At 53.6% G+C, this 22,381-nt stretch carries 21 protein-coding genes; 4 read left to right on the forward strand and 17 right to left on the reverse strand.

The annotated features are described in order from the left end of the window. Window positions 1–21: 21 nt before the first annotated feature. Entirely contained in the window at window positions 22–3,468 is a 3,447-nt protein-coding gene (mfd, locus tag AC3G3F_RS19255) for a transcription-repair coupling factor (protein WP_488395577.1), read from the forward strand. 147 nt (window positions 3,469–3,615) lie between these two features. Next, window positions 3,616–4,581 (forward strand): L,D-transpeptidase LdtC, encoded by a 966-nt coding sequence (ldtC, locus tag AC3G3F_RS19260; protein ID WP_023248249.1) that lies wholly within the window; start codon window positions 3,616–3,618, stop codon window positions 4,579–4,581. A gap of 164 nt (window positions 4,582–4,745) precedes the next feature. Here ldtC and bhsA read toward each other — a convergent pair whose 3' ends face one another. Further along, window positions 4,746–5,003, reverse strand: coding sequence for a multiple stress resistance protein BhsA (gene bhsA / locus AC3G3F_RS19265; RefSeq protein ID WP_023248248.1), 258 nt, complete (start codon window positions 5,001–5,003; stop codon window positions 4,746–4,748). Between the two features lie 240 nt (window positions 5,004–5,243). On the opposite strand from bhsA, the gene AC3G3F_RS19270 reads away from it, so the two are divergent. Continuing rightward, window positions 5,244–5,879 carry a TetR/AcrR family transcriptional regulator gene (locus tag AC3G3F_RS19270; RefSeq protein ID WP_023248247.1) on the forward strand — a complete coding sequence of 212 codons (636 nt, stop codon included), beginning with the start codon at window positions 5,244–5,246 and terminating at the stop codon, window positions 5,877–5,879. Window positions 5,880–5,952: 73 nt separating this feature from the next. Here AC3G3F_RS19270 and AC3G3F_RS19275 read toward each other — a convergent pair whose 3' ends face one another. The 8 genes from AC3G3F_RS19275 to hinT form a co-directional block, all read right to left on the reverse strand. Beyond that, a complete protein-coding gene (locus AC3G3F_RS19275) occupies window positions 5,953–6,492 on the reverse strand; it encodes a glycine zipper 2TM domain-containing protein (RefSeq protein ID WP_001043449.1) in 540 nt (179 codons plus the stop codon). Between the two features lie 178 nt (window positions 6,493–6,670). Then, complete coding sequence (gene ndh, locus AC3G3F_RS19280) at window positions 6,671–7,975, reverse strand: NADH-quinone dehydrogenase (protein WP_023248246.1); 1,305 nt, start codon at window positions 7,973–7,975, stop codon at window positions 6,671–6,673. A gap of 246 nt (window positions 7,976–8,221) precedes the next feature. Continuing rightward, window positions 8,222–8,764 (reverse strand): alpha/beta hydrolase YcfP, encoded by a 543-nt coding sequence (ycfP, locus tag AC3G3F_RS19285; protein ID WP_023248245.1) that lies wholly within the window; start codon window positions 8,762–8,764, stop codon window positions 8,222–8,224. Between the two features lie 24 nt (window positions 8,765–8,788). After that, window positions 8,789–9,814 carry a beta-N-acetylhexosaminidase gene (gene nagZ, locus AC3G3F_RS19290; RefSeq protein ID WP_154714550.1) on the reverse strand — a complete coding sequence of 342 codons (1,026 nt, stop codon included), beginning with the start codon at window positions 9,812–9,814 and terminating at the stop codon, window positions 8,789–8,791. A gap of 10 nt (window positions 9,815–9,824) precedes the next feature. Then, a complete protein-coding gene (thiK, locus tag AC3G3F_RS19295) occupies window positions 9,825–10,649 on the reverse strand; it encodes a thiamine kinase (protein WP_053529966.1) in 825 nt (274 codons plus the stop codon). Beyond that, window positions 10,630–11,268, reverse strand: coding sequence for a penicillin-binding protein activator LpoB (gene lpoB / locus AC3G3F_RS19300; RefSeq protein WP_023248242.1), 639 nt, complete (start codon window positions 11,266–11,268; stop codon window positions 10,630–10,632). The genes thiK and lpoB overlap by 20 nt, the downstream gene beginning before the upstream one ends. 13 nt (window positions 11,269–11,281) lie before the next feature. Further along, window positions 11,282–11,656: a YcfL family putative periplasmic lipoprotein gene (locus AC3G3F_RS19305; protein WP_023248241.1), complete on the reverse strand. Its 375-nt coding sequence runs from the start codon at window positions 11,654–11,656 to the stop codon at window positions 11,282–11,284. A 2-nt stretch (window positions 11,657–11,658) separates the two neighbouring features. After that, a complete protein-coding gene (gene hinT, locus AC3G3F_RS19310; protein ID WP_023248240.1) occupies window positions 11,659–12,018 on the reverse strand; it encodes a purine nucleoside phosphoramidase in 360 nt (119 codons plus the stop codon). A 341-nt stretch (window positions 12,019–12,359) separates the two neighbouring features. Between hinT and fhuE the strand changes: the two genes are divergently transcribed. Beyond that, window positions 12,360–14,534, forward strand: coding sequence for a ferric-rhodotorulic acid/ferric-coprogen receptor FhuE (gene fhuE, locus AC3G3F_RS19315; RefSeq protein WP_121767744.1), 2,175 nt, complete (start codon window positions 12,360–12,362; stop codon window positions 14,532–14,534). Between the two features lie 141 nt (window positions 14,535–14,675). Here fhuE and ptsG read toward each other — a convergent pair whose 3' ends face one another. The 8 genes from ptsG to acpP form a co-directional block, all read right to left on the reverse strand. After that, entirely contained in the window at window positions 14,676–16,109 is a 1,434-nt protein-coding gene (gene ptsG / locus AC3G3F_RS19320; RefSeq protein ID WP_023184882.1) for a PTS glucose transporter subunit IIBC, read from the reverse strand. Window positions 16,110–16,403: 294 nt separating this feature from the next. Then, the gene (locus AC3G3F_RS19325; RefSeq protein ID WP_023248238.1) at window positions 16,404–17,201 is read right to left on the reverse strand and encodes a metal-dependent hydrolase; all 798 of its coding nucleotides are present in this window, start codon (window positions 17,199–17,201) and stop codon (window positions 16,404–16,406) included. Window positions 17,202–17,211: 10 nt separating this feature from the next. Continuing rightward, window positions 17,212–18,216, reverse strand: a complete 1,005-nt coding sequence (gene holB / locus AC3G3F_RS19330) for a DNA polymerase III subunit delta' (protein WP_023248237.1) — start codon at window positions 18,214–18,216, stop codon at window positions 17,212–17,214. Further along, window positions 18,213–18,854 carry a dTMP kinase gene (tmk, locus tag AC3G3F_RS19335; RefSeq protein ID WP_063390353.1) on the reverse strand — a complete coding sequence of 214 codons (642 nt, stop codon included), beginning with the start codon at window positions 18,852–18,854 and terminating at the stop codon, window positions 18,213–18,215. The genes holB and tmk overlap by 4 nt, the downstream gene beginning before the upstream one ends. Continuing rightward, window positions 18,844–19,866 (reverse strand): cell division protein YceG, encoded by a 1,023-nt coding sequence (gene yceG / locus AC3G3F_RS19340; RefSeq protein WP_488395581.1) that lies wholly within the window; start codon window positions 19,864–19,866, stop codon window positions 18,844–18,846. The genes tmk and yceG overlap by 11 nt, the downstream gene beginning before the upstream one ends. A gap of 2 nt (window positions 19,867–19,868) precedes the next feature. Next, window positions 19,869–20,678: an aminodeoxychorismate lyase gene (pabC, locus tag AC3G3F_RS19345; protein ID WP_023248235.1), complete on the reverse strand. Its 810-nt coding sequence runs from the start codon at window positions 20,676–20,678 to the stop codon at window positions 19,869–19,871. Window positions 20,679–20,801: 123 nt separating this feature from the next. Beyond that, on the reverse strand, window positions 20,802–22,043 hold the full coding sequence (fabF, locus tag AC3G3F_RS19350; RefSeq protein WP_023248234.1) for a beta-ketoacyl-ACP synthase II: 1,242 nt from the start codon (window positions 22,041–22,043) through the stop codon (window positions 20,802–20,804). A gap of 85 nt (window positions 22,044–22,128) precedes the next feature. Next, entirely contained in the window at window positions 22,129–22,365 is a 237-nt protein-coding gene (gene acpP, locus AC3G3F_RS19355; RefSeq protein ID WP_000103754.1) for an acyl carrier protein, read from the reverse strand. Window positions 22,366–22,381 lie beyond the last annotated feature (16 nt).

Here is a 22,381-nt window from a genome sequence, read left to right on the forward strand (position 1 = left end):
AAAGAGATACTGACAACCGTTATGCCTGAAAAACAACGTTACACGCTGCCGACAAAAGCGGGCGATCAGCGCCAGTTGGGCGAGCTTACCGGCGCCGCCTGCGCCACGCTGGTGGCGGAGATAGTCGAACGACATGCCGGCCCGGTGGTACTCATAGCGCCTGACATGCAAAATGCTCTGCGACTGCATGATGAAATCCGCCAGTTTACCGATCAGATGGTCATGAACCTGGCGGACTGGGAAACGCTACCGTATGACAGTTTCTCCCCGCATCAGGAAATTATCTCTTCTCGTCTGTCCACGCTCTACCAGTTGCCATCGATGCAGCGCGGCGTCTTGATTGTACCGGTAAACACCCTGATGCAGCGTGTTTGCCCACATAGCTATCTGCATGGTCATGCGCTGGTGATGAAAAAAGGCCAGCGGCTGTCCCGCGACGCTCTGCGCGCACAGCTCGACAGCGCCGGTTATCGGCATGTCGATCAGGTTATGGAGCATGGCGAATACGCGACGCGCGGCGCGCTGTTGGATCTCTTCCCGATGGGCAGCGAACAGCCTTATCGCCTCGACTTTTTTGATGATGAAATCGACAGCCTGCGTCTGTTTGACGCGGATACCCAGCGTACGCTGGAGGAAGTCGAGGCCATTAATTTGCTGCCCGCGCACGAATTTCCTACCGACAAAACCGCTATTGAGCTTTTCCGTAGCCAGTGGCGCGATACCTTTGAGGTAAAACGCGACGCCGAGCACATCTATCAGCAGGTCAGCAAAGGCACCCTGCCCGCCGGGATCGAATACTGGCAACCGCTCTTTTTCAGCGAACCGCTGCCGCCATTATTTAGCTACTTCCCCGCCAACACTCTGGTGGTGAATACCGGCTCGCTGGAAACCAGCGCCGAACGCTTTCAGGCCGATACGCTGGCGCGTTTTGAAAATCGCGGCGTCGATCCTATGCGCCCGCTTTTGCCGCCGGAAGCCCTTTGGCTACGAGTGGATGAGCTCTTTTCCGAGCTTAAACGCTGGCCTCGCCTCCAGCTTAAGACCGACCATCTGCCGGAAAAAGCCGCCAATACCAATCTCGGTTTCCAGAAATTACCAGATTTGGCTATCCAGGCGCAGCAAAAATCGCCGCTGGACGCGCTACGTAAATTCCTCGAATCTTTCAACGGCCCGGTGATTTTCTCGGTGGAAAGCGAAGGACGTCGCGAAGCGCTGGGGGAGCTCCTTGCTCGCATAAAAATCGCGCCGAAGCGGATTTTACACCTGGACGAGGCGCAGGATGCGGGACGCTATCTGATGATTGGCGCCGCGGAACATGGCTTTATCGACACCCAACGCAATCTGGCTTTGATTTGTGAAAGCGATCTCTTGGGTGAACGGGTCGCGCGTCGCCGCCAGGATTCCCGCCGCACGATCAACCCGGATACGTTGATTCGTAACCTGGCGGAGCTTCACGTCGGCCAACCGGTAGTGCATCTGGAGCACGGCGTCGGGCGTTATGCCGGCATGATCACTCTGGAGGCTGGCGGCATCAAGGGCGAATATCTGATGCTCACTTACGCCAATGACGCCAAACTGTACGTACCGGTCTCCTCATTACACCTGATTAGCCGCTATGCCGGCGGCGCGGAAGAAAGTGCGCCGCTGCATAAACTGGGCGGCGATGCCTGGTCGCGCGCCCGGCAAAAAGCGGCGGAAAAAGTGCGCGATGTGGCGGCGGAACTGTTGGATATTTATGCGCAACGGGCGGCAAAAGAGGGTTTTGCCTTTAAGCATGATCGTGAGCAGTACCAGTTATTCTGCGACAGCTTCCCGTTTGAAACGACGCCCGATCAGGCACAAGCGATTAACGCCGTATTGAGCGATATGTGCCAACCGCTGGCGATGGACAGGCTGGTGTGCGGCGACGTCGGCTTCGGCAAAACCGAAGTGGCGATGCGCGCCGCGTTCCTGGCGGTGGAAAACCACAAACAGGTGGCGGTACTGGTGCCGACTACGCTACTGGCGCAGCAACACTATGACAACTTCCGCGACCGTTTCGCCAACTGGCCGGTACGTATTGAGATGCTGTCCCGCTTTCGCAGCGCCAAAGAGCAGACGCAAATCCTGGCGGAAGCCGCCGAGGGTAAGATCGATATTCTGATCGGTACCCATAAACTGCTACAAAGCGATGTGAAGCTGCGCGACCTCGGCCTGCTGATTGTCGATGAAGAGCACCGTTTCGGCGTGCGCCACAAAGAGCGAATTAAGGCGATGCGCGCCGATGTCGATATTCTGACGCTCACGGCGACGCCGATCCCGCGGACGCTGAATATGGCGATGAGCGGTATGCGCGATCTTTCTATTATCGCCACCCCCCCAGCCCGCCGTCTGGCGGTAAAAACCTTTGTCCGCGAATACGATAGCCTGGTGGTAAGGGAAGCGATTCTGCGTGAAGTTCTGCGCGGCGGTCAGGTTTACTATTTGTACAATGATGTCGAAAATATTCAGAAAGCCGCAGAGCGGCTGGCGGAACTGGTGCCGGAAGCGCGAATCGCCATTGGCCACGGGCAGATGCGCGAACGTGAACTGGAACGGGTCATGAACGATTTCCACCATCAACGTTTTAACGTGCTGGTGTGTACTACGATTATCGAAACGGGAATCGACATCCCCACCGCTAACACGATCATCATTGAACGCGCGGATCATTTCGGCCTCGCGCAGTTGCACCAGTTACGCGGCCGCGTAGGGCGCTCGCACCACCAGGCCTACGCCTGGCTGCTGACGCCGCACCCTAAAGCAATGACCACCGATGCGCAAAAACGGCTGGAGGCGATTGCGTCGCTGGAGGATTTAGGCGCCGGGTTTGCGCTGGCGACCCACGATCTGGAGATCCGCGGCGCGGGCGAACTGCTTGGCGAAGAGCAAAGCGGCTCAATGGAAACCATTGGCTTCTCACTCTACATGGAACTGCTGGAAAACGCCGTCGATGCGCTGAAAGCAGGCCGCGAACCGTCGCTGGAAGATCTCACCAGCCAGCAAACGGAAGTCGAGCTGCGAATGCCGTCGTTACTGCCGGATGATTTTATTCCGGATGTTAATACCCGGCTGTCATTCTATAAACGCATTGCCAGCGCTAAGAACGAAAACGAGCTGGAAGAGATCAAAGTGGAATTGATCGATCGCTTCGGCCTGCTGCCCGATCCGGCGCGTAATCTGCTGGATATCGCTCGCCTGCGCCAACAGGCGCAAAAGCTCGGCATCCGAAAACTGGAGGGTAACGAGAAAGGCGGAACGATTGAGTTCGCCGAGAAAAACCACGTTGACCCCGCCTGGCTTATCGGGTTGTTGCAAAAACAGCCGCAGCATTTCCGTCTGGATGGCCCGACGCGCCTCAAGTTTATTCAGGATTTAAGCGAACGTAAAACGCGTATAGACTGGGTACGCCAGTTTATGCAGCAACTGGAAGAAAACGCTATTACATAAGCGTCAGGCCGGGCGTCATTACCCTGCGTCCGGCCTAATCTTTACAAATTCTTTGCACTTCCCTGCAGTTCCAGACACAGCCAGCCGCCATAATTCTTATTTCCTCTTTTATCAAAATAACCACATAATAATCATGGGCTTATTGTAATGTTCGAAAATACGCGACTCTCTCGCTGGTGGGCGTTGCTTGCGCTTACCGCGACCATCATGCTTGCTCTTCCCGCGCAGGCGAATACGTGGCCTCTTCCGCCTCCCGGCAGTCGACTGGTAGGGGAAAATAAATTCCATGTCGTCGAAGACGACGGCGGCTCGCTGGAGGCGATCGCCAAAAAATATAACGTGGGCTTTTTAGCCCTGTTACAGGCCAACCCCGGCATTGATCCTTACGTGCCACGCGCAGGCAGCGTGCTGACGATTCCGCTGCAAACGCTGCTACCGGACGCGCCACGTGAAGGTATCGTCATTAACCTCGCGGAATTACGGCTTTATTATTATCAACCGGGGAAAAATACGGTCACGGTCTACCCTATCGGGATTGGTCAACTGGGCGGCGATACCCTGACGCCAACGATGGTGACAACCATTTCGGATAAACGCGCCAATCCAACCTGGACGCCGACCGCCAATATTCGCGCCCGCTATAAAGCGCAAGGCATCGATCTCCCCGCCGTGGTGCCTGCCGGTCCCGATAACCCGATGGGGCATCACGCGATTCGTTTAGCGGCCTACGGCGGCGTCTATCTGTTACATGGCACTAATGCCGATTTTGGCATTGGTATGCGCGTCAGTTCCGGCTGTATCCGCCTGCGCGACGGTGATATAGAGACGTTGTTCCGTCAGGTCACGCCAGGAACCAAAGTGAATATTATCAATACACCGATTAAAGCCTCGGTGGAGCCAGGCGGCGTGCGACTGGTGGAGGTTCATCAGCCGCTGTCTAAAAATATAGGCGACGATCCGCAGGTGCTGCCGATTGTGCTGAATGGCCCTATACAGACGTTTAAGGACGCGCCGCAGACCGACGCCGCGGTGATGGAACATGTTATGGAAGTGCGTTCCGGAATGCCGGTGGATGTAACCCGTCACCCGGAGACAAAACCGCAGTCGCTGTAAGCGTTACGGTATTTATAGGCCGGATAAGTAAAGCACCATCAGGCTGGTTTACGCCGGATAGCGGCATAACCGCCTTATCCGACCGACAAAAAAGCCTCGCGATACATCGCGAGGCTTTTTCTTTTCATTGTGGCAATCGCAGTGACATTAATGAGGGTTAATGCTTACTTGTAGATTACCGCCGTACCGTGAAGGGTATTCGGACCGGTGACAGAGGTAATACGAAAAGACTTCGCGCCCATCTCCTCCGCTTTCTGCGCCAGCTGATCTTCCAGCGATCCCAGATTTGTGCCGCCATTCGCAGAAATGGTACCAAACTTCTGTTGACCGTCTGGTGTTGCCTGGACTTCAACGGCGGCGAAACTGGCGAATGAGAGCGAACCAAGTACCACAGCAGCGATGAGGGTTTTTACGTTTTTCATAGTTATGACCTTTAGCAGATGAATGAGTGTCGCAAGCATTAACTTAACGATCGATAAATTAATCATAGATGTGATCTGCATCACGCGTCAATCTCTTTTTATAATGATCGTTATATAATTTATAAAGATGTTATTTTTCATGTGAATAGAATTGATGTATTTTTCTAATGAACACGCTGGAGCCAGAAGTCGTTTGTTTTTATAATAGAGATCCCCCCTTTAAACAGGTACAACGGCATCATGACAACGGATACCACGAGTTGCGCGAAGAAAAGCCGTGGCCGACCAAAAGTGTTCGACAGGGAAGCCGCGCTTGATAAGGCCATGACCCTCTTCTGGCAACACGGCTATGAAGCAACTTCGCTTGCCGATCTCGTAGAGGCTACCGGGGCGAAAGCGCCTACTCTCTATGCGGAATTCACTAACAAAGAAGGATTATTTCGCGCTGTCCTGGATCGCTACATCACTCGCTTTGCCTCAAAGCACGAAGCCCAGCTCTTTTGCGAAGAGAAAAGCGTGGAATGCGCGCTGGAAGATTATTTCACAGAAATTGCTGCCTGTTTTACCAGCACAGACACGCCGGCTGGCTGCTTTATGATTAATACGTCCGCCACCCTGGCCGCCTCCTCGCACAATATCGCCCGTACAGTAAAATCACGCCACGCCATGCAAGAGCAGACGCTCATTCAGTTTCTGCGTCAGCGCCAGGAGCGCGGTGAAATTCCGGCGTACTGTAACCCGCAGGCGCTCGCAGAATATATAAACTGTATTTTACAGGGAATGTCGATTAGCGCCCGTGAAGGAGCCACCTTCGAACAACTGATGCAAATCACGCGCACGACTCTGCGCATCTGGCCTGAATTGCTCAAACCCTGAACGACGCAGTTTCGGATAAAAAAAGCCCCTCAGCCTGAGCGAATGAGGGGCTAACTTGCAGAGTACAGCTTTTTTATGCTTTGTTATTCAGAACCAGTTGGCCATTGCCGTCGAGGGGAATTTGCGTTCCGGGGTCTTTATCCATGCGGATTTTGCCCTGCTGATCGCCAATTTTGTACGTCACGTCGTAGCCAAGCATCTTTTCAGATTTGTCATACACCGTCTTACAGCGTTGCTGCGTGGTAGTGTAAGTATCACTTTCCTGCATTGATCCCTGGATTTGGTTGCCAGCATAACCGCCGCCCAGCGCCCCGACGACCGTCGCCACATCTTTACCACGACCGCCGCCAAATTGATGTCCAATCACGCCGCCTGCTACTGCGCCAAGCACTGAGCCGGCGATACGGTTTTCGTCCTGGACCGGTCTGCGATGCGTGACGGTGACATTACGGCACTCCTGACGCGGCGTTTTTACCGTCTCTTTAATCGGTTTAGCCGATATCACCTGCGCATATTGCGGACCACGATCAAATACGTTGAGACTGGCTACTGCCGCCACGCCCAGCGCAGCCGCTACGCCAATCCCTATACCCGCCAACATTGATTTATTCACGGGAGTTCCTCCTTCGTTGCTATTGGTAACAATTTTGCAACCAGTATGCGAACAAAGCCAATCGGAATGAGGATGAAAAGTGTGGGATGAGACGGTAAATCTGAAGGATTCGGACAACTCCGAAGAAAGATACGGAGAAGCGCTCACCGGTGCGAACAACCGGTGAGCCGCAGAGAAATTAGTGCAGTTTCAGGCGCGGACGAATGACGCGGTTAATACTTCCCACCAGCATCATCAGGCCGGTTTTAAAGTATCCATGCAATGCTATCTGGTGCATACGGTATAACGAGATATACACGAAGCGGGCGATACGTCCTTCAATCATCATTGAACCGCGGGTCAGGTTCCCCATCAGACTACCAACGGTAGAGAAGTTGGACAGCGAGACCAACGATCCATGATCTTTATACTGATAGGATTTCAGCGGCTTGCCATTCATCTGCGCCAGAATGTTATTCATCGCGCAGGTAGCCATCTGATGCGCCGCCTGAGCGCGAGGCGGTACAAAGCCTCCCTCCGGACGTGCGCAGGAAGCACAGTCGCCAATCGCATAAATATCAGGATCGCGCGTGGTTTGCAGCGTCGGTTCCACCACCAGTTGGTTAATGCGGTTAGTTTCCAGACCGCCAATCTCTTTCATAAAATCTGGCGCTTTGATACCCGCCGCCCACACCATCAGATCGGCCTGAATATACTCGCCTTCTTTAGTATGCAGACCGCCTTCGTCGGCGCTGGTGACCATAGTTTGAGTCAGCACGCGAACGCCCAGTTTGGTCAGTTCATTATGCGCAGCGCTGGAGATACGCGGCGGCAACGCAGGCAGAATACGCTCGCCAGCCTCAACCAACGTCACGTTCAGCGCGTCGTTGGTCAGCCCCTTATAACCATAGCTATGTAGCTGTTTTACCGCATTATGCAGTTCAGCCGACAGCTCAACCCCCGTCGCACCGCCGCCAACGATGGCGATATTGACCTTACCGTTCGCTCCCAGATTAGCCGAATATTTGAGGAACAGGTTCAGCATCTCCTGGTGAAAACGGCGCGCCTGATGCGGGTTATCGAGGAAGATACAGTGCTCTTTCACGCCCGGCGTGTTGAAATCATTAGAGGTACTGCCCAGCGCCATCACCAGCGTGTCATACGCGATTTTGCGCTCCGGCACCAGCAGTTCGCCCTTTTCATCACGCAACTCGGCAATGGTGATGGTTTTTGCTTGCCGATCAATATCCATCACCGACCCCAGTTGGAACTGGAAACCATGATTACGCGCATGAGCCAGATAGCTCAGCGCATCCACGCCTTCGTCCAGAGAGCCAGTCGCCACTTCGTGCAGCAGTGGTTTCCACAGGTGGCTGTGATTTCTGTCTACCAGCGTGATTTTCGCTTTTTTCTTGCGCCCCAGTTTATGGCCTAACTGCGTCGCCATTTCCAGCCCGCCAGCGCCGCCACCGACAATCACGATCCTTTTTAATGGTGTAGTCAACGTGACCCCCTTAAATTTATTAACCAATTGTTAATTAAAAGTTATTACCTTAGCCTTTAATTAACAACAAGTTACGTTATTGGACATTGGCTTCTGATATGAGAATAGCATGAACGGTGCATTGGTCATACCAAAATTGATGTGCATCAAGTTTTCATGCTGAAAAGATAGACAACCTGCGAGAATTGAGCATAAAAAAACCAGCCATAAGGCTGGTTATCCCGTTATCGATAATGCCGGATGGCGTTACCCCAGCGTTTTAAACGCTTTGATACGTTGCAAATGCGGCGAAATATTTTTAAATTTGTGAGTCTGTTCCTCATCCCACACAATTTCATAATACTGGTGAAGCGCTTGCGATGATCGTTGGCTGTCCAGCGCTTCGTCATGGCGCGAGAGGATCACCAGACAACGATCGCGATTTTTTTCGCGAAAGTTAGTCACGCACTTTGTGGCGATGTCCGCATATTCTTCCGGGCGATCGATTTTCCCCTCCATGTTTTCATAGGGGAAAAGGTTCGGGTTAAAGACCACCTGACGGATATCGCACAAAAAGCCAATCCGCTCCGCCCAGTAACCGCCCAGCCCCACGCCACAGATTAAAGGGCGATCGTCCACATTCAACTGCAACATTTTGTCCACTTCTTTCAGCAGATGCTGCATATCGTGCTTAGGATGCCGCGTACTGTAGCTTACCAGCCGGACATCCGGGTCGATAAACTGTAATTGCAACACTTTCTCATGGTTGCCCGGACTATTTGAATCAAAACCGTGTAAATAAATAATCATCTGGCACCCTCACGAAAACTCGAGTTAATGACCTGCTTTTTCTTCCTGCCAGCGTTCATGTAACTGGTTGAGCTGGGCGCTGGCTGTTTTCCAGCGCGCTGAGTCCATGAGCTCCCGGCGTGAAAATGAACCTTTATGATACAAACGTGTAACACGTTCTGCTTTGATCGGCGACAGATTATCCAGCACGCTGACTGCGCCTTTACGATTATTGCAGACCAGAATCATATCGCAACCCGCATCCAGCGACGCCTGAGCGCGCTCAGCATAGCTGCCCATAATCGCCGCGCCCTCCATAGACAGATCGTCGGAGAAAATGACGCCGTCAAAGCCCAACTCCTGACGCAGCACCGTTTTCAGCCAGTGCGGCGAACCGCTTGCCGGACGCGGATCGACAGCGCGGTAGATCACGTGGGCAGGCATAATCGCATCCAGCTTATTCTCGCTAATCAGCGTGCGGAACACCGACATATCTTTGCCGCGAATATCCGTTTCAGAACGTGGATCGCACGGCGTCTCTTTGTGGGAGTCCGCCGTGACCGCGCCGTGACCGGGGAAATGTTTACCGGTCGTTTTCATCCCGGCATCATGCATGCCGTCAATAAAGCGCGTCGCCATTGCCAACGCTTTTGCGGGATCGGCATGATAGGAGCGCTCGCCAATCGCCGCGCTGATATGCCCGACGTCCAGCACTGGCGCAAAACTGATATCAATATCCATCGCGATCATTTCGCTGGCCATCAACCACCCCGCCTCCTGCGCCAGTCGTCCCCCCTCTTCCAGCCCATGTAGCGCAAAAAAAGATTGCGCCGCAGGCAGGCTGGTAAATTCTTCGCGGAAACGCTGTACGCGACCGCCTTCCTGATCGACGGCCACCACCAGATGGTTACGCGATGCCGCCCGAATCTGGCGCACTAATTCGCGCAACTGTTCCGGGTCATGGTAATTACGCGTGAACAGAATAAGCCCACCAACCCGCGGATGCGCCAGTATCTCACGCTCTTCCGCATCCAGCTCAAATCCTTCGACATCCAACATTACTGGGCCCACACTGCTCTCCTCATCCTTTCATACGTAGCTGGCGCCAGGTTTCATCGGCCAGCCTGATAAATTGTTGCTCGCCGGTTTGCCGCCAACGGTATTCGAACCATCCTGCTTTCAGCATAATAACCCAGGGTTGCCATAACCGTATCTGCCGCCATAGCTGCCGCGCGTCGATTCGCGCGCGCGCGGCATAAGCGTTTGCCAGTTGTCGGTGCTGCCGTTCATCCTCAACCCATACCGCCGCCAGCTCCAGCGCAATATCGCCGTCGCCGGCATACTCCCAGTCAATCAGTCTCAGTCCGGCGGGCGTTAATACTATATTGTCGCCATGGACATCCATATGCACAGGCGCAAGCCGCAGCGGGCGGGGTTCACCGTTTTTTTGCAACTGTTTGAGCCGCCGCAACCAAAACGGTGTACGCCTCGCCGGATCGCAACACACCCAGTACTGCGCCAGCAGTGGCGATAGCGCGATACGCCAGCCAAAACGCGGCTGTTGATGCAAATGATACAGTAAGGCCGCCAGCTCGTCGGCATCCGGCAGAGCGGAATTTACCGCGCCATGCAGATATTCTACCGCCATCCAGCCTGACGTATAAAAAAGCGCTCGCGGCGCAAGACTGACTGGCAACCGGGATAAGGCGCGGTAATGACGTAAAAAATGGGCTTGTGGAGCGTCAGGATCGTGATGACGGCGCAAGACGATACGATGCGTATCGTGGGCAATAATACAGCTCCCGCCGCTTAGCCCCTGCGATACGGCGGCGACGGGACGATACTGTGGAAAATAGCGCGACAGGATCTCGTCGCGCGTTAAGGAATTATTGTTGTTGGACCGCACCTTTACCTGACCAGATTATCTCGCCAGTTTGCACCAGCATTAACTGCATCTGTAATGCAGGCGCGTTAACATTACCGGATGCGCTGGAGTAGAGCACATATTGCGCCCCGACATTGCGCGCGATACCGATCGCTTTACTGCGTGTTCCCAGACTATCCTGCGGAGACAACCCTAACTGCTGTTTTGCCATCGAGAGTTGCTGTACGGAGACCAGCGTAAATTTACCATTGTTAGCCAGCGCATGACGTAATGTTTCGGTTGCCTCGTTCGCATTTAACGACCCATTCGTTCGGTTATTCACGCTGTCGACAAGCAATACGCTTCCGGCCGTCACGCCATCAGCCTGCAACATTTTGCTGACCAGCGGTTGCATCGCGCCGTTCCAGTCATAGTGGCGCACCTTAGGCGCTGGCTGGCCCGTTTGATCTTCATGTTCGATCGGCCCCGGTTGCTGGGGAATCGTCGGTACAGACGGCACAACAGGAGGCTGCGGCGGCTGTGCAGGTTGTTCTGGCGCTGGTTTGACCTCTTCAACTGGCGCAGGCTCGCGTTGCGCCATACACCCGGAGAGAAATATCGCCAGCGCTGCGATTGCGGCGTAGCGATGCATTTTTGTCATCAAAGTTCACTCCTCACAAATAAAGATAAAGCCTGACCTTGTGCGCCCCCAGATAATTGGCGCTGCCAAATAGCGTTACCGACGAACGCGCGGGTATGGTTACGCTACGCGGCGCCTCCAGCGGATGCATCTCCAGCCCCCGTGCGTCATACCAGTAGAACCGATAATGAACGGTAATGGGCTCTTGCCTTTCGTTATAGACGCGTGAAGAGGCTGATGGGTGGATATCAGACGCCGTCAGTTCAGGCTGCTCGGCGGTGACGCCCGCCGCCAGAACCGTGGACTCCATCACCAGCGACTGCGCGTCGCTTACCGGAATTTCAGGGTGTGACCGGCAGCCGGTAAGCAGCAGCAAGCCCAGAGAAACCGCGATGCATCCTTTGATCATACTTACAAGCCTTTATGCGCTAGCATCGGACCAAGCGGGCGACCGCCCAGCAGATGCATATGGATATGATAGACCTCCTGGCCCCCATGACGGTTGGTATTCATGATTAAACGATACCCATCTTCGGCAATGCCTTCCTGTTCGGCGATTTTCGCCGCCACGGTGATCATCCGACCTAACGCCTGTTCATGTTCCGCCGTCGCGTCATTGACGGTTGGGATCAGGATATTAGGAATAATCAGAATATGCGTAGGCGCCTGCGGTGAAATATCGCGAAATGCGGTGACCAGATCGTCCTGATAAACGATATCCGAAGGGATTTCACGACGAATAATTTTGCTGAATATAGTTTCTTCTGCCACGACGTTTTCCTTTTTCATAATAGCCCTTGCGGCGCACATGCTACGCCGAGCCATACTGCGAGTATAGAGTATGAGCGAGTTACCGACGCTCTTTCAACTTTAACCCACGATTTATTAAGCGAAAAATGCCTACATGCCGGACTTGCCGCCATATCCCCCTGCCATGACGCCTTCGTACGCTTAAAAAATATTTTCAGTTTCACGGTTTATACCGTTTTACACACTTAATACAAATGCGTATATTTCTCATTTGCATTTTTATGCGCATTAATTGACAAAGAATGAAAAGGTTCAACGTTTTACGTCCTGAACTTACTCCAATAACAAGCAAGGATTTTCAGATGTCTTTCACTCAATACCGCCGGGATAAACACATTCAGTCTACCGCCGCACCATCGTTGTTAGCCATGGGTATTGCGATGGCGTTTATGCCTGCCGCCTTCGCGGCTGAGGATACTGTTATTGTCGAGGGCGCGACGACCATTGATGCCGTAAACCGCGAAGAACAGGATTACAGCGTGAAAACGACCGCAGCGGGCACCAAAATGCCGATGACACAACGCGATATTCCACAGTCGGTCAGTATTGTCAGCCAGCAACGAATGGAAGACCAGCAGTTGCAGACCCTGGGCGAGGTAATGACCAATACGCTGGGGATCAGCGGAAGCCAGGCCGACTCCGATCGCATCAGCTATTACTCCCGCGGGTTTGAAATTGATAACTATATGGTTGACGGTATTCCAACGTATTTTGAGTCCCGCTGGAATCTTGGCGATGCGCTAACGGATACCGCGCTGTATGAGCGCGTGGAGGTGGTTCGCGGAGCGAATGGGCTGATGACCGGAACCGGTAATCCCTCCGCTTCGATCAATATGATCCGTAAACATGCCACCAGTCGGGAATTCAAAGGTAACATCTCAACAGAATACGGTAGCTGGAATAAGCAGCGTTACGTCATGGATTTGCAAAGTCCGCTCACCCCAGACGGCAACGTCCGTGGGCGCATCGTGGCGGGTTATCAGAATAATGATTCCTGGCTGGACCGCTATAACAGTGAGAAAACGTTCTTTTCCGGAATTGTCGATGCCGATCTGGGGGCAACCACTGGCCTTTCAGCCGGTTATGAATATCAAAAAATTGATGTCAACAGTCCAACCTGGGGCGGTCTGCCGCGCTGGAACACCGATGGCAGCAAAATCAGCTATGACCGCGCGCGCAGTACCGCCCCGGACTGGGCTTATAATAACAAAGAGATTAATAAATTCTTCGTCACGCTTAAGCAGCGTTTTGCCGAAAGCTGGCAGGCGACCCTGAATGCGACCCATACCGAGGTCAAGTTCGACAGTAAGATGATGTATATTGATGCCTTAGTGGATAAAGAGACAGGCGCTCTGGCGAGTCCTTACGGCGCAAGCTACCCCGTGGTCGGCGGTACTGGCTGGAACAGCGGCAAGCGCAAAGTAGATGCCATAGATCTCTTTGCCGATGGCGCTTATGAGCTGTTTGACCGTCAGCACAACATGATGTTTGGCGGGAGTTATAGTAAGCAAAATAACCGCTATTTCAGCGCCTGGGCGAACGTCTTCCCGGACGACATTGGCAACTTCAGCGCCTTTAATGGTAATTTCCCGCAAACCAACTGGGCGCCACAAAATCTGGCGCAGGACGATACCACGCATATGAAATCGCTGTATGCCGCCACGCGCATTTCACTGACCGACCCGCTGCATCTGATTCTTGGCGCTCGCTATACCAACTGGCGTGTTGATACTCTGACCTACAGCATGGAGAAAAACCATACCACGCCGTATGCCGGGCTGATTTATGATATCAACGACAACTGGTCCGCTTATGCCAGTTATACCTCTATCTTTCAGCCGCAGAATAAACGCGACAAAGCGGGCCAATATCTGGCTCCGATTACCGGTAACAACTATGAAGCGGGACTGAAATCCGACTGGATGAACAGTCGTCTCACCACTACGTTGTCTGTGTTCCGCATTGAGCAGGATAATGTCGCTCAGGCGACCACTATTCCCATTCCTGGCAGTAACGGGGAGTTCGCCTGGAAACCTACTGACGGAACGGTGAGCAAAGGCGTCGAATTTGAAGTGAACGGCGCAATCACCGATAACTGGCAGATGACTTTTGGGGCCACCCGTTATATAGCCGAGGACAACGAAGGTAACGCCGTGAACCCTAATTTGCCGCGCACCAGCGTGAAGTTATTCACCCGCTATCGTCTGCCGGTGATGCCGGAACTGACCGTCGGCGGCGGCGTGAACTGGCAGAATCGGGTTTACAAAGAAACCACTACGCCGTATGGCACTTTCCGCGCCGAACAGGGCAGCTATGCGCTGGTCGATCTGTTTACCCGCTATCAGGTGACGAAAAATTTCTCCGTACAGGGAAACATTAACAACCTGTTCGATAAAACCTACGACACCAATATTGATGGTTCCATTGTTTACGGCGCGCCGCGTAACGTGAGCCTCACCGCCAATTATCAGTTCTGACAGACTGCCGGATGGCGACATAAATGCCTTATCCGGTCTCCCCCTGTAGGCCTGATAAACGCAGCGCCATCAGGCAATGTAAAACGCCATTAAAAAAGGCAGCCGAATGGCTGCCTTAGTTCTCCCCAACATCATTACTGCTTAGCTGTTACGGATGTACTCATCCATTTCCGTTTTCAGGTTATCGGATTTCGTACCGAAAATAGCCTGAACGCCGGAACCTGCGACCACAACGCCCGCCGCGCCCAGTTTCTTCAGGCCAGCCTGATCCACTTTCGCTACATCGGCCACGCTCACGCGCAGACGCGTGATACAGGCATCCAGGTTGGTAATGTTCTCTTTACCGCCAAACGCCGCCACCAGAGCTGGTGCCATTTCGCTGGTCGCGCCCGCTTTTGCATCATCAGTGGAGTCTTCACGACCCGGCGTTTTCAGATCCAACGCTTTAATCAGCACGCGGAACACGGTGTAGTACACAATCGCATAACCGGCACCAACAATCGGGAACAGCCACAATTTGCTGCTGTTGCCGGACAGCACGATAAAGTCGATCAGACCATGGGAGAATGAGGTACCGTCACGCATCCCCAGCAGAATACAGATCGGGAATGCCAGACCTGCCAGAATCGCGTGAATAATGTACAGGATCGGCGCCACGAACATGAAGGAGAACTCGATAGGCTCGGTGATACCGGTCAAAAACGAGGTCAGCGCGGCGGAAATCATGATACCGCCCACTTTCGCGCGGTTTTCCGGTTTAGCAGAGTGCCAGATGGCAATGGCCGCCGCCGGCAGACCGTACATTTTGAACAGGAAACCGCCGGATAGCATACCCGCCGTCGGGTCACCCGCCATATAGCGCGGAATGTCGCCGTGGAATACCTGACCCGCTGCGTTAGTGTACTCACCGATCTGCATCTGGAAAGGAACGTTCCAGATATGGTGCAGACCAAACGGCACCAGACAGCGCTCGATGAAACCGTAAATACCAAACGCCACAACCGGATTCTGGTAAGCCGCCCACTGCGAGAACGCCTGGATAGCTGTACCGATTGGCGGCCATACGAAAGACAGCACTACACCGGTAAAAATAGCGGCCAGACCCGAAATGATCGGCACGAAGCGCTTACCCGCAAAGAAGCCCAGATACTCAGGCAGTTTGATACGGTAGAAGCGGTTAAACATATACGCTGCGATCGCACCGGAGATAATACCGCCAAGCACACCCGTATCAGCAAGGTGTTTTGCGGCGATCTCTTCAGCAGGTAAATGCAGAACCAGCGGCGCAACCACAGCCATGGTTTTCACCATGATGCCATACGCCACTACCGCAGCCAGAGCCGAAACGCCGTCGTTGTTGGTGAAGCCTAATGCCACGCCGATAGCAAAAATCAGCGGCATATTGGCAAAAACAGATCCGCCCGCTTCCGCCATAACGTGCGATACAACGGCTGGCAGCCAGCTGAAGTTAGCGGAACCGACACCCAGCAGGATACCTGCGATAGGGAGTACGGATACCGGCAGCATCAGCGATTTACCGACCTTTTGCAGGTTAGCAAATGCATTCTTAAACATAATTGAGAGTGCTCCTGAGTATTTGTGCTTTTCTACGTTCTCACGCATTGGCGAGGGGGGAGAACCCCGCCGTGGACAGGACATCTAAGTGCCCTTTTATTTATTACACAGAGTAAAATAAATACGTCTGATTTTGTTTGACGGCTATCACGTTTCAGCGCCAGATAGCCTAAAAAGTATCACATTCTGACAAAATAGGTTTCTGAATGTTTCTATAAGCTCGTTCACCGCCCATTTTGTGGCGGTGAACTTTACGCGTATTGCTTATTAATTACGAGCTTTAAAAAAACTCGTTTAACGGATAGATGACAGGCGAGACGCGTCGATATGGAACAAGCGAGCAAAGTTATCGGTGGTGATCTGCGCCAGTTCTTCAACGGCAACCCCTTTCAATACCGCCATATATTCTGCGACGTCGCGTACCATCGCAGGCTGGTTCTCTTTACCGCGATGCGGCACCGGAGCCAGATAAGGAGAATCGGTCTCTACTAATAAACGATCCAGCGGCACATAACGCGCCGCATCACGCAGTTGTTCGGCATTACGGAACGTTACGATGCCGGAAAAAGAGATATAAAATCCCAGATCCAGCAATTTGCCGGCCGTTTCTCTGTCTTCTGTAAAACAGTGTAGTACGCCGCCGCAATCCGTCACCTTTTCTTCGCGCAGGATAGCCAGCGTATCGGCACGCGCGTCGCGAGTATGCACAATCACCGGTTTTTTCAATTCACGACCAATCTGGATATGATGAATAAAAGACGCCTGCTGGCGTACTTTGGTCTCAGGCGTGTAAAAGTAATCAAGCCCGGTCTCACCCATCGCCACCACATCGTCTTCTGCGGCAAGGAGGCGCAGCGCTTCTACGTCATACGCTTCATCCTGATTTAACGGATGCACGCCGCAGGAAAAAACTACGTTATCGCGCTTGCCCACCAGCTCGCGCATATGGCGATACCCCGGCAGCGTCGTCGCCACCGCTAAACAGAACTTCACATCGCGCGCGGCGGCTTTCGCCAGCACATCGTCCACGTCCTTATGCAAAGATTGATAATCCAGGCCATCAAGATGGCAGTGTGAGTCGACTAAAAACATGATGTCTCTCTCAAAGATGAGGAACAGGCAACAGGGCGCCTGGTTGCAGGTAATGCTCGATGCGGAGAATGAGATCGGTTAATACCAGTTCGCGGTTTAATCCGGTCACATGAAGTAATTGTTCACGACAATGGCAAACATCGTTCAGGATTGCCTGAATACGCGCCGGGGATAGCAGCCCCGCCAGCGCGGCAACAACCGCGTCCGTATCAACATTGGCCAGATACGACGCGCCGTGCTGACGTTTAAGCGCGTCTACCAGCAGCGTAGCCAGCCAGTGCAGGCGCGCCGGGGCTTGCTCATGATTGAGCGCCGTTAATAACGCATACCAGTCGCCCGTATGCAAACTGTCCATTAACGCCTGACACAGCGCCTCACGCTGCGCCCAGCGTTCAGACTGCAACAGCGCCAGCGCGGCGCCGGGCGACCCCGCGCTCAGGCGCAACGCCGCGAGTAATGCTTCTTGTGACGATGTCACTTCTCGTGACAACCATGACATCGCATAAGATTCGGACGGCGGTGCCAGATGATGCAGCCGACAGCGGCTACGTAATGTCGCCAACAGACGAGCCGGCTCCGGGCTGGCAAGGAAAAACCAGGTTTGCTCCGGCGGCTCTTCCAGCGTTTTTAGCAACGCATTGGCGGCGGCGTCGGTTAATAACGCCGCATCCGCAATCCACACCACCTTCGCGCCGCCCAGACGGGAGTGCTCGTACAATTTCTCGCTAACCTCGCGTACCGCATCTACGCCGAGGCTGCTTTTTCCTTTATCCGGCGTCAGCGTGTAATAGTCCGGATGCGTGCCAGCCTGCATAAGCTGACAGCCACGGCAATGCCCACAGCTTTTGTGGCCCTCAGGCTGCTGGCATAACAGATAACGGCTCAGCGCATAACTCAGCGCCTCGTCTCCCATGCCAGCTAAGGCTTGAATCAGTAGCGCATGGTGCCCACGCCCCGCCTGGTAACTTTCTACCAGTTTTTCATAGGCGGGCCGTAACCATGGATACCATTTCATGCCGCTTGCTCCTGCACCCACTTCGTCACCGTGGCGCGAATGTCGCGCATGACGGCATCCAGCGGCTGGGTCGCGTCAATCGTGCGGATACGCGAGTCTTGCGCCGCCAGTTCCAGATAGCGCGCGCGGGTCCGTTTAAAAAAATCAAAAGATTCCTGCTCAATGCGATCCAAATCGCCGCGCGCTCTGGCGCGTTTTAGCCCGACTTCCGGCGTGACATCCAGATACAGCGTCAGGTCAGGACGAAAATCGCCCAGCACGGCATCGCGTAGCGTCGCCAGCATGGTTTGATCGATGCCGCGCCCTCCTCCCTGATACGCCTGGGTCGAAAGATCGTGGCGATCGCCGATCACCCATACGCCTTGCGCCAGCGCGGGTTTGATTACCGTTTCGACGAGCTGTACGCGAGCAGCGTAAAACATCAGCACTTCCGCTTTATCGGTAATCACTTCGTCACCTACCGATCGGATATCCAGCACCAGACTTCTTAGTTTTTCGGCAAGCTGCGTACCGCCCGGTTCGCGGGTAAAAATCATATTGCGAATACCCAGTTGCTCAAGGGTCTCCACCACCACGTCGCGCGCAGTGGTTTTTCCGGCGCCTTCCAGGCCCTCGATGACGATATAATTACTGCCCATTTTTTTCCTTAAGCACTTTCAGGTACTCCTGCACTGACCGATTATGGCTGGCAAGATTGGTGTTAAACGTGTGGCCGCCTTTACCGTCGGCGACAAAATAGAGATACGGCGTTTTCGCCGGATGCGCCGCCGCTTGCAATGACGCTTCGCTGGGCGATGCAATCGGTCCTAGCGGCAGCCCGGTTATGGTATACGTGTTATAAGTCGTCGGCTTTTCCAGATCCGCACGCGACAATTTACCATTATAACTCGCCCCCATCCCGTAAATCACGGTGGGATCGGTCTGAAGACGCATACCGATTCTCAGACGATTAATAAAGACTGACGCGACTTGATCGCGTTCTCCCGGGACAGCCGTCTCTTTTTCAATAATCGAGGCCATTGTCACCAGTTGGTTCTGATCTTTATAAGGCAGCCCCTCGGCCCGGCCTTTCCAGACAGTATCGACAGCCTTCACCATCTTTTGGTGCGCTCGCTTGAGAATAGCGACATCGCTGGTGTTGGCGGTGTACATCCAGGTATCGGGCCAGAACCATCCCTCCACCCATTCCGGGTGCGCAAGCTTTAATGCCTGAGCGACGGTGGCGTAATCATCATCCGGCAACGTATGGCGGATATACGGCGCTTCTCGTAACTGTTTGAGGTAGTCGCTAAGACGCATCCCTTCCACAAACCGCAACGGGAATTGCGCCTCTTTTCCGCTCTCCAGCAGCTCAAGCATCTCCCGTACGGTCATACCCGGCGTAAAACGGTAGGTTCCCGCTTTAAAGTGCGATAACTCAGGCTCAACACGCAGCAGCCACTGCAATACCCGAGGGCGATTAATGATTTTTTCATCATAAAGCTGGTCGCCAAGCGCCAGCCGTCCCGTTCCCGCCTTGAGCGTAAAGATAGTCTCGTCTTTAATAAGTAACGTGCTGTTCGCCAGATGGCGAACCTTCCACATCCCCACGCCTGCGGCAATACCCAGCACAACCAACAGCAGAAGGAAAACGCCTGACAATTTTTTCATAACTAATTCGGATGCTCACAAAATGGGGCTAAAAATTGAAACAGTGTTCGCGAAGAATACGACGCGCCGTCATAGGCGCGTATGGGAATAATCGGCATTAGCGCGTTGCAGATGATGACCTCATCCGCCTGCCTGACCGCCTCCTCTCTCGCCTGTACTTCGAGGATCTGGAAAGGGGACTGCGTCAGTTTGCGCAAACAAAATTGCCGCATAATACCGTTCACCCCTGCCTGATCCAGACGCGGCGTAGAAACAATGTCGCCTGTACGCCAGAACAAATTAGCCGCACAGCATTCCGTAACCCATCCCTCGCTGTCAAGAACCAGCGCCTCATCGGCGTCCGTCCGCTCAAGATGAGAGCGAATTAACACCTGTTCCAGGCGGTTCAGATGTTTTAATCCGGCAAGATAGGGGTTACGCCCAAGGGGGACAGGGCTAAGCGTAAGAGCAATGCCTTGCTTGCGCCACTGAGAATAATAAGCGGGATAAGCAGAAACGGAGAGGATCCGGGTAGCTGCCTGACAATTCATGGCGCTGTATCCCCTGCCACCGCTACCACGACTAATGATCACTTTCAACACGCCTGAATCATGCCCTACGGCCAACATCGTCATTTCTTGCCGCAGGGTCGCCCAATGGCTAAAAGAGATTCGTAATTTTTCACAGGCAATCTGCAAACGTTGGAGATGCGCTTCCAGATGACAAATGTTGCCGTCAACAATACGTGCGGTCGTAAAGCTGCCGTCGCCGAACTGCGTCGCCCGGTCGCTTACAGCAAGCTTATCCTGCTCATGGCCATTAATTAAAAACATAGTGGCTCCTTATCCGTAGCCTGCTAGTGTGGCAGGATGAATAACACAGAACAAGGGGTGACATGCCTAATAAAAAAGGCCCGCTAAGCGGACCTTTTCAGTAATGTCTGCCTCTGGCATTACTTAGATCTTTTTAAAGATCAAGGAACCGTTAGTACCGCCAAAGCCAAAGGAGTTACACAGAGCGTACTCCAGTTTTCTTACCTGTCGCGCTTCGTGCGGCACGAAGTCCAAATCGCAACCTTCATCCGGGTTATCCAGGTTAATGGTCGGCGGAATGGCCCGATCGCGCAGCGCCAGAACAGAGAAAATAGACTCTACTGCGCCTGCGGCGCCCAACAGATGGCCGGTCATCGATTTGGTCGAACTCACCATCACTCGGCTTGCGGCATCGCCAAAGACCGACTTAACCGCCTGCGCCTCGGCTTTATCGCCCGCTGGCGTCGACGTGCCGTGCGCGTTGACGTAGCCAATCTGAGCAGGCTCAATAGCAGCATCACGTAACGCGTTAACCATCGCCAGCGCAGCGCCTGCGCCATCTTCCGGCGGCGACGTCATATGGTAAGCATCGCTGCTCATACCAAAGCCGACGATTTCGGCATAGATTTTCGCACCACGCGCTTTTGCATGTTCGTACTCTTCAAGCACCAACATACCGGCACCGTCGCCCAGTACAAAACCATCGCGCTCTTTATCCCACGGGCGGCTGGCCGCCTGTGGATTATCGTTGCGGGTAGACAGTGCGCGCGCCGCGCCAAAACCGCCTACACCCAGCGGCGTACTGGCTTTTTCAGCGCCACCCGCCACCATCGCGTCCGCATCGCCATAGGCGATGATACGCGCGGCATGACCAATGTTATGCACGCCTGAAGTACAGGCAGTTGCAATAGAGATGCTTGGCCCACGCAGGCCATACATGATAGTCAGATGGCCTGCTACCATGTTAACAATCGTCGACGGGACGAAGAACGGGCTGATCTTACGCGGTCCGCCTTTTACCAGCGAACTGTGGTTTTCTTCAATCAGACCGAGACCACCGATGCCGGAGCCGATAGCGGCGCCAATACGGCTTGCGTTCTCTTCCGTCACTTCAAGGCCAGAATCCTGCATGGCCTGAACGCCAGCGACAATTCCATATTGAATGAAGGCATCCATCTTGCGCTGTTCTTTACGCGAGATAATGTCATCACAGTTAAAATCCTTTACTAAGCCAGCAAATTTCGTTGCATAGGCGCTAGTATCGAAATGGTCGATCAGGCTGATGCCACTCTGACCGGCAAGGAGAGCTTTCCAGGTAGACTCTACGGTATTGCCGACAGGAGACAACATGCCCAGTCCGGTCACAACTACACGACGCTTAGACACGGTTGTCCTCCAGGGAGGGAAAATGATTCTAGTGGGACAAAAAGATAAAACTCAGGCGGTCGAACGACCGCCTGGAGATGTTCACTTACGCCTGGTGGCCGTTGATGTAATCAATGGCAGCCTGAACGGTGGTGATTTTCTCAGCTTCTTCGTCCGGAATCTCAGTATCAAACTCTTCTTCCAGAGCCATTACCAGCTCAACGGTGTCAAGAGAATCTGCGCCCAGGTCTTCAACGAAAGAAGCATTGTTGGTAACTTCTTCCTGCTTAACGCCCAGCTGTTCGCCGATAATTTTCTTAACGCGTTCTTCGATAGTGCTCATACTCTTAAATTTCCTA

The sequence above is a fragment of the Salmonella sp. FC25216 genome (assembly GCF_057751355.1).

Bases quoted from the DNA above. Each gene is read 5' to 3' on its own strand.
- mfd (WP_488395577.1), top strand. From the start codon at position 22: ATGCCTGAAAAACAACGTTACACGCTGCCGACAAAAGCGGGCGATCAG.
- ldtC (WP_023248249.1), top strand. From the start codon at position 3,616: ATGTTCGAAAATACGCGACTCTCTCGCTGGTGGGCGTTGCTTGCGCTT.
- bhsA (WP_023248248.1), bottom strand. From the start codon at position 5,003: ATGAAAAACGTAAAAACCCTCATCGCTGCTGTGGTACTTGGTTCGCTC.
- AC3G3F_RS19270 (WP_023248247.1), top strand. From the start codon at position 5,244: ATGACAACGGATACCACGAGTTGCGCGAAGAAAAGCCGTGGCCGACCA.
- ycfP (WP_023248245.1), bottom strand. From the start codon at position 8,764: ATGATTATTTATTTACACGGTTTTGATTCAAATAGTCCGGGCAACCAT.
- lpoB (WP_023248242.1), bottom strand. From the start codon at position 11,268: ATGACAAAAATGCATCGCTACGCCGCAATCGCAGCGCTGGCGATATTT.
- AC3G3F_RS19305 (WP_023248241.1), bottom strand. From the start codon at position 11,656: ATGATCAAAGGATGCATCGCGGTTTCTCTGGGCTTGCTGCTGCTTACC.
- fhuE (WP_121767744.1), top strand. From the start codon at position 12,360: ATGTCTTTCACTCAATACCGCCGGGATAAACACATTCAGTCTACCGCC.
- ptsG (WP_023184882.1), bottom strand. From the start codon at position 16,109: ATGTTTAAGAATGCATTTGCTAACCTGCAAAAGGTCGGTAAATCGCTG.
- AC3G3F_RS19325 (WP_023248238.1), bottom strand. From the start codon at position 17,201: ATGTTTTTAGTCGACTCACACTGCCATCTTGATGGCCTGGATTATCAA.
- holB (WP_023248237.1), bottom strand. From the start codon at position 18,216: ATGAAATGGTATCCATGGTTACGGCCCGCCTATGAAAAACTGGTAGAA.
- tmk (WP_063390353.1), bottom strand. From the start codon at position 18,854: ATGGGCAGTAATTATATCGTCATCGAGGGCCTGGAAGGCGCCGGAAAA.
- yceG (WP_488395581.1), bottom strand. From the start codon at position 19,866: ATGAAAAAATTGTCAGGCGTTTTCCTTCTGCTGTTGGTTGTGCTGGGT.
- pabC (WP_023248235.1), bottom strand. From the start codon at position 20,678: ATGTTTTTAATTAATGGCCATGAGCAGGATAAGCTTGCTGTAAGCGAC.
- acpP (WP_000103754.1), bottom strand. From the start codon at position 22,365: ATGAGCACTATCGAAGAACGCGTTAAGAAAATTATCGGCGAACAGCTG.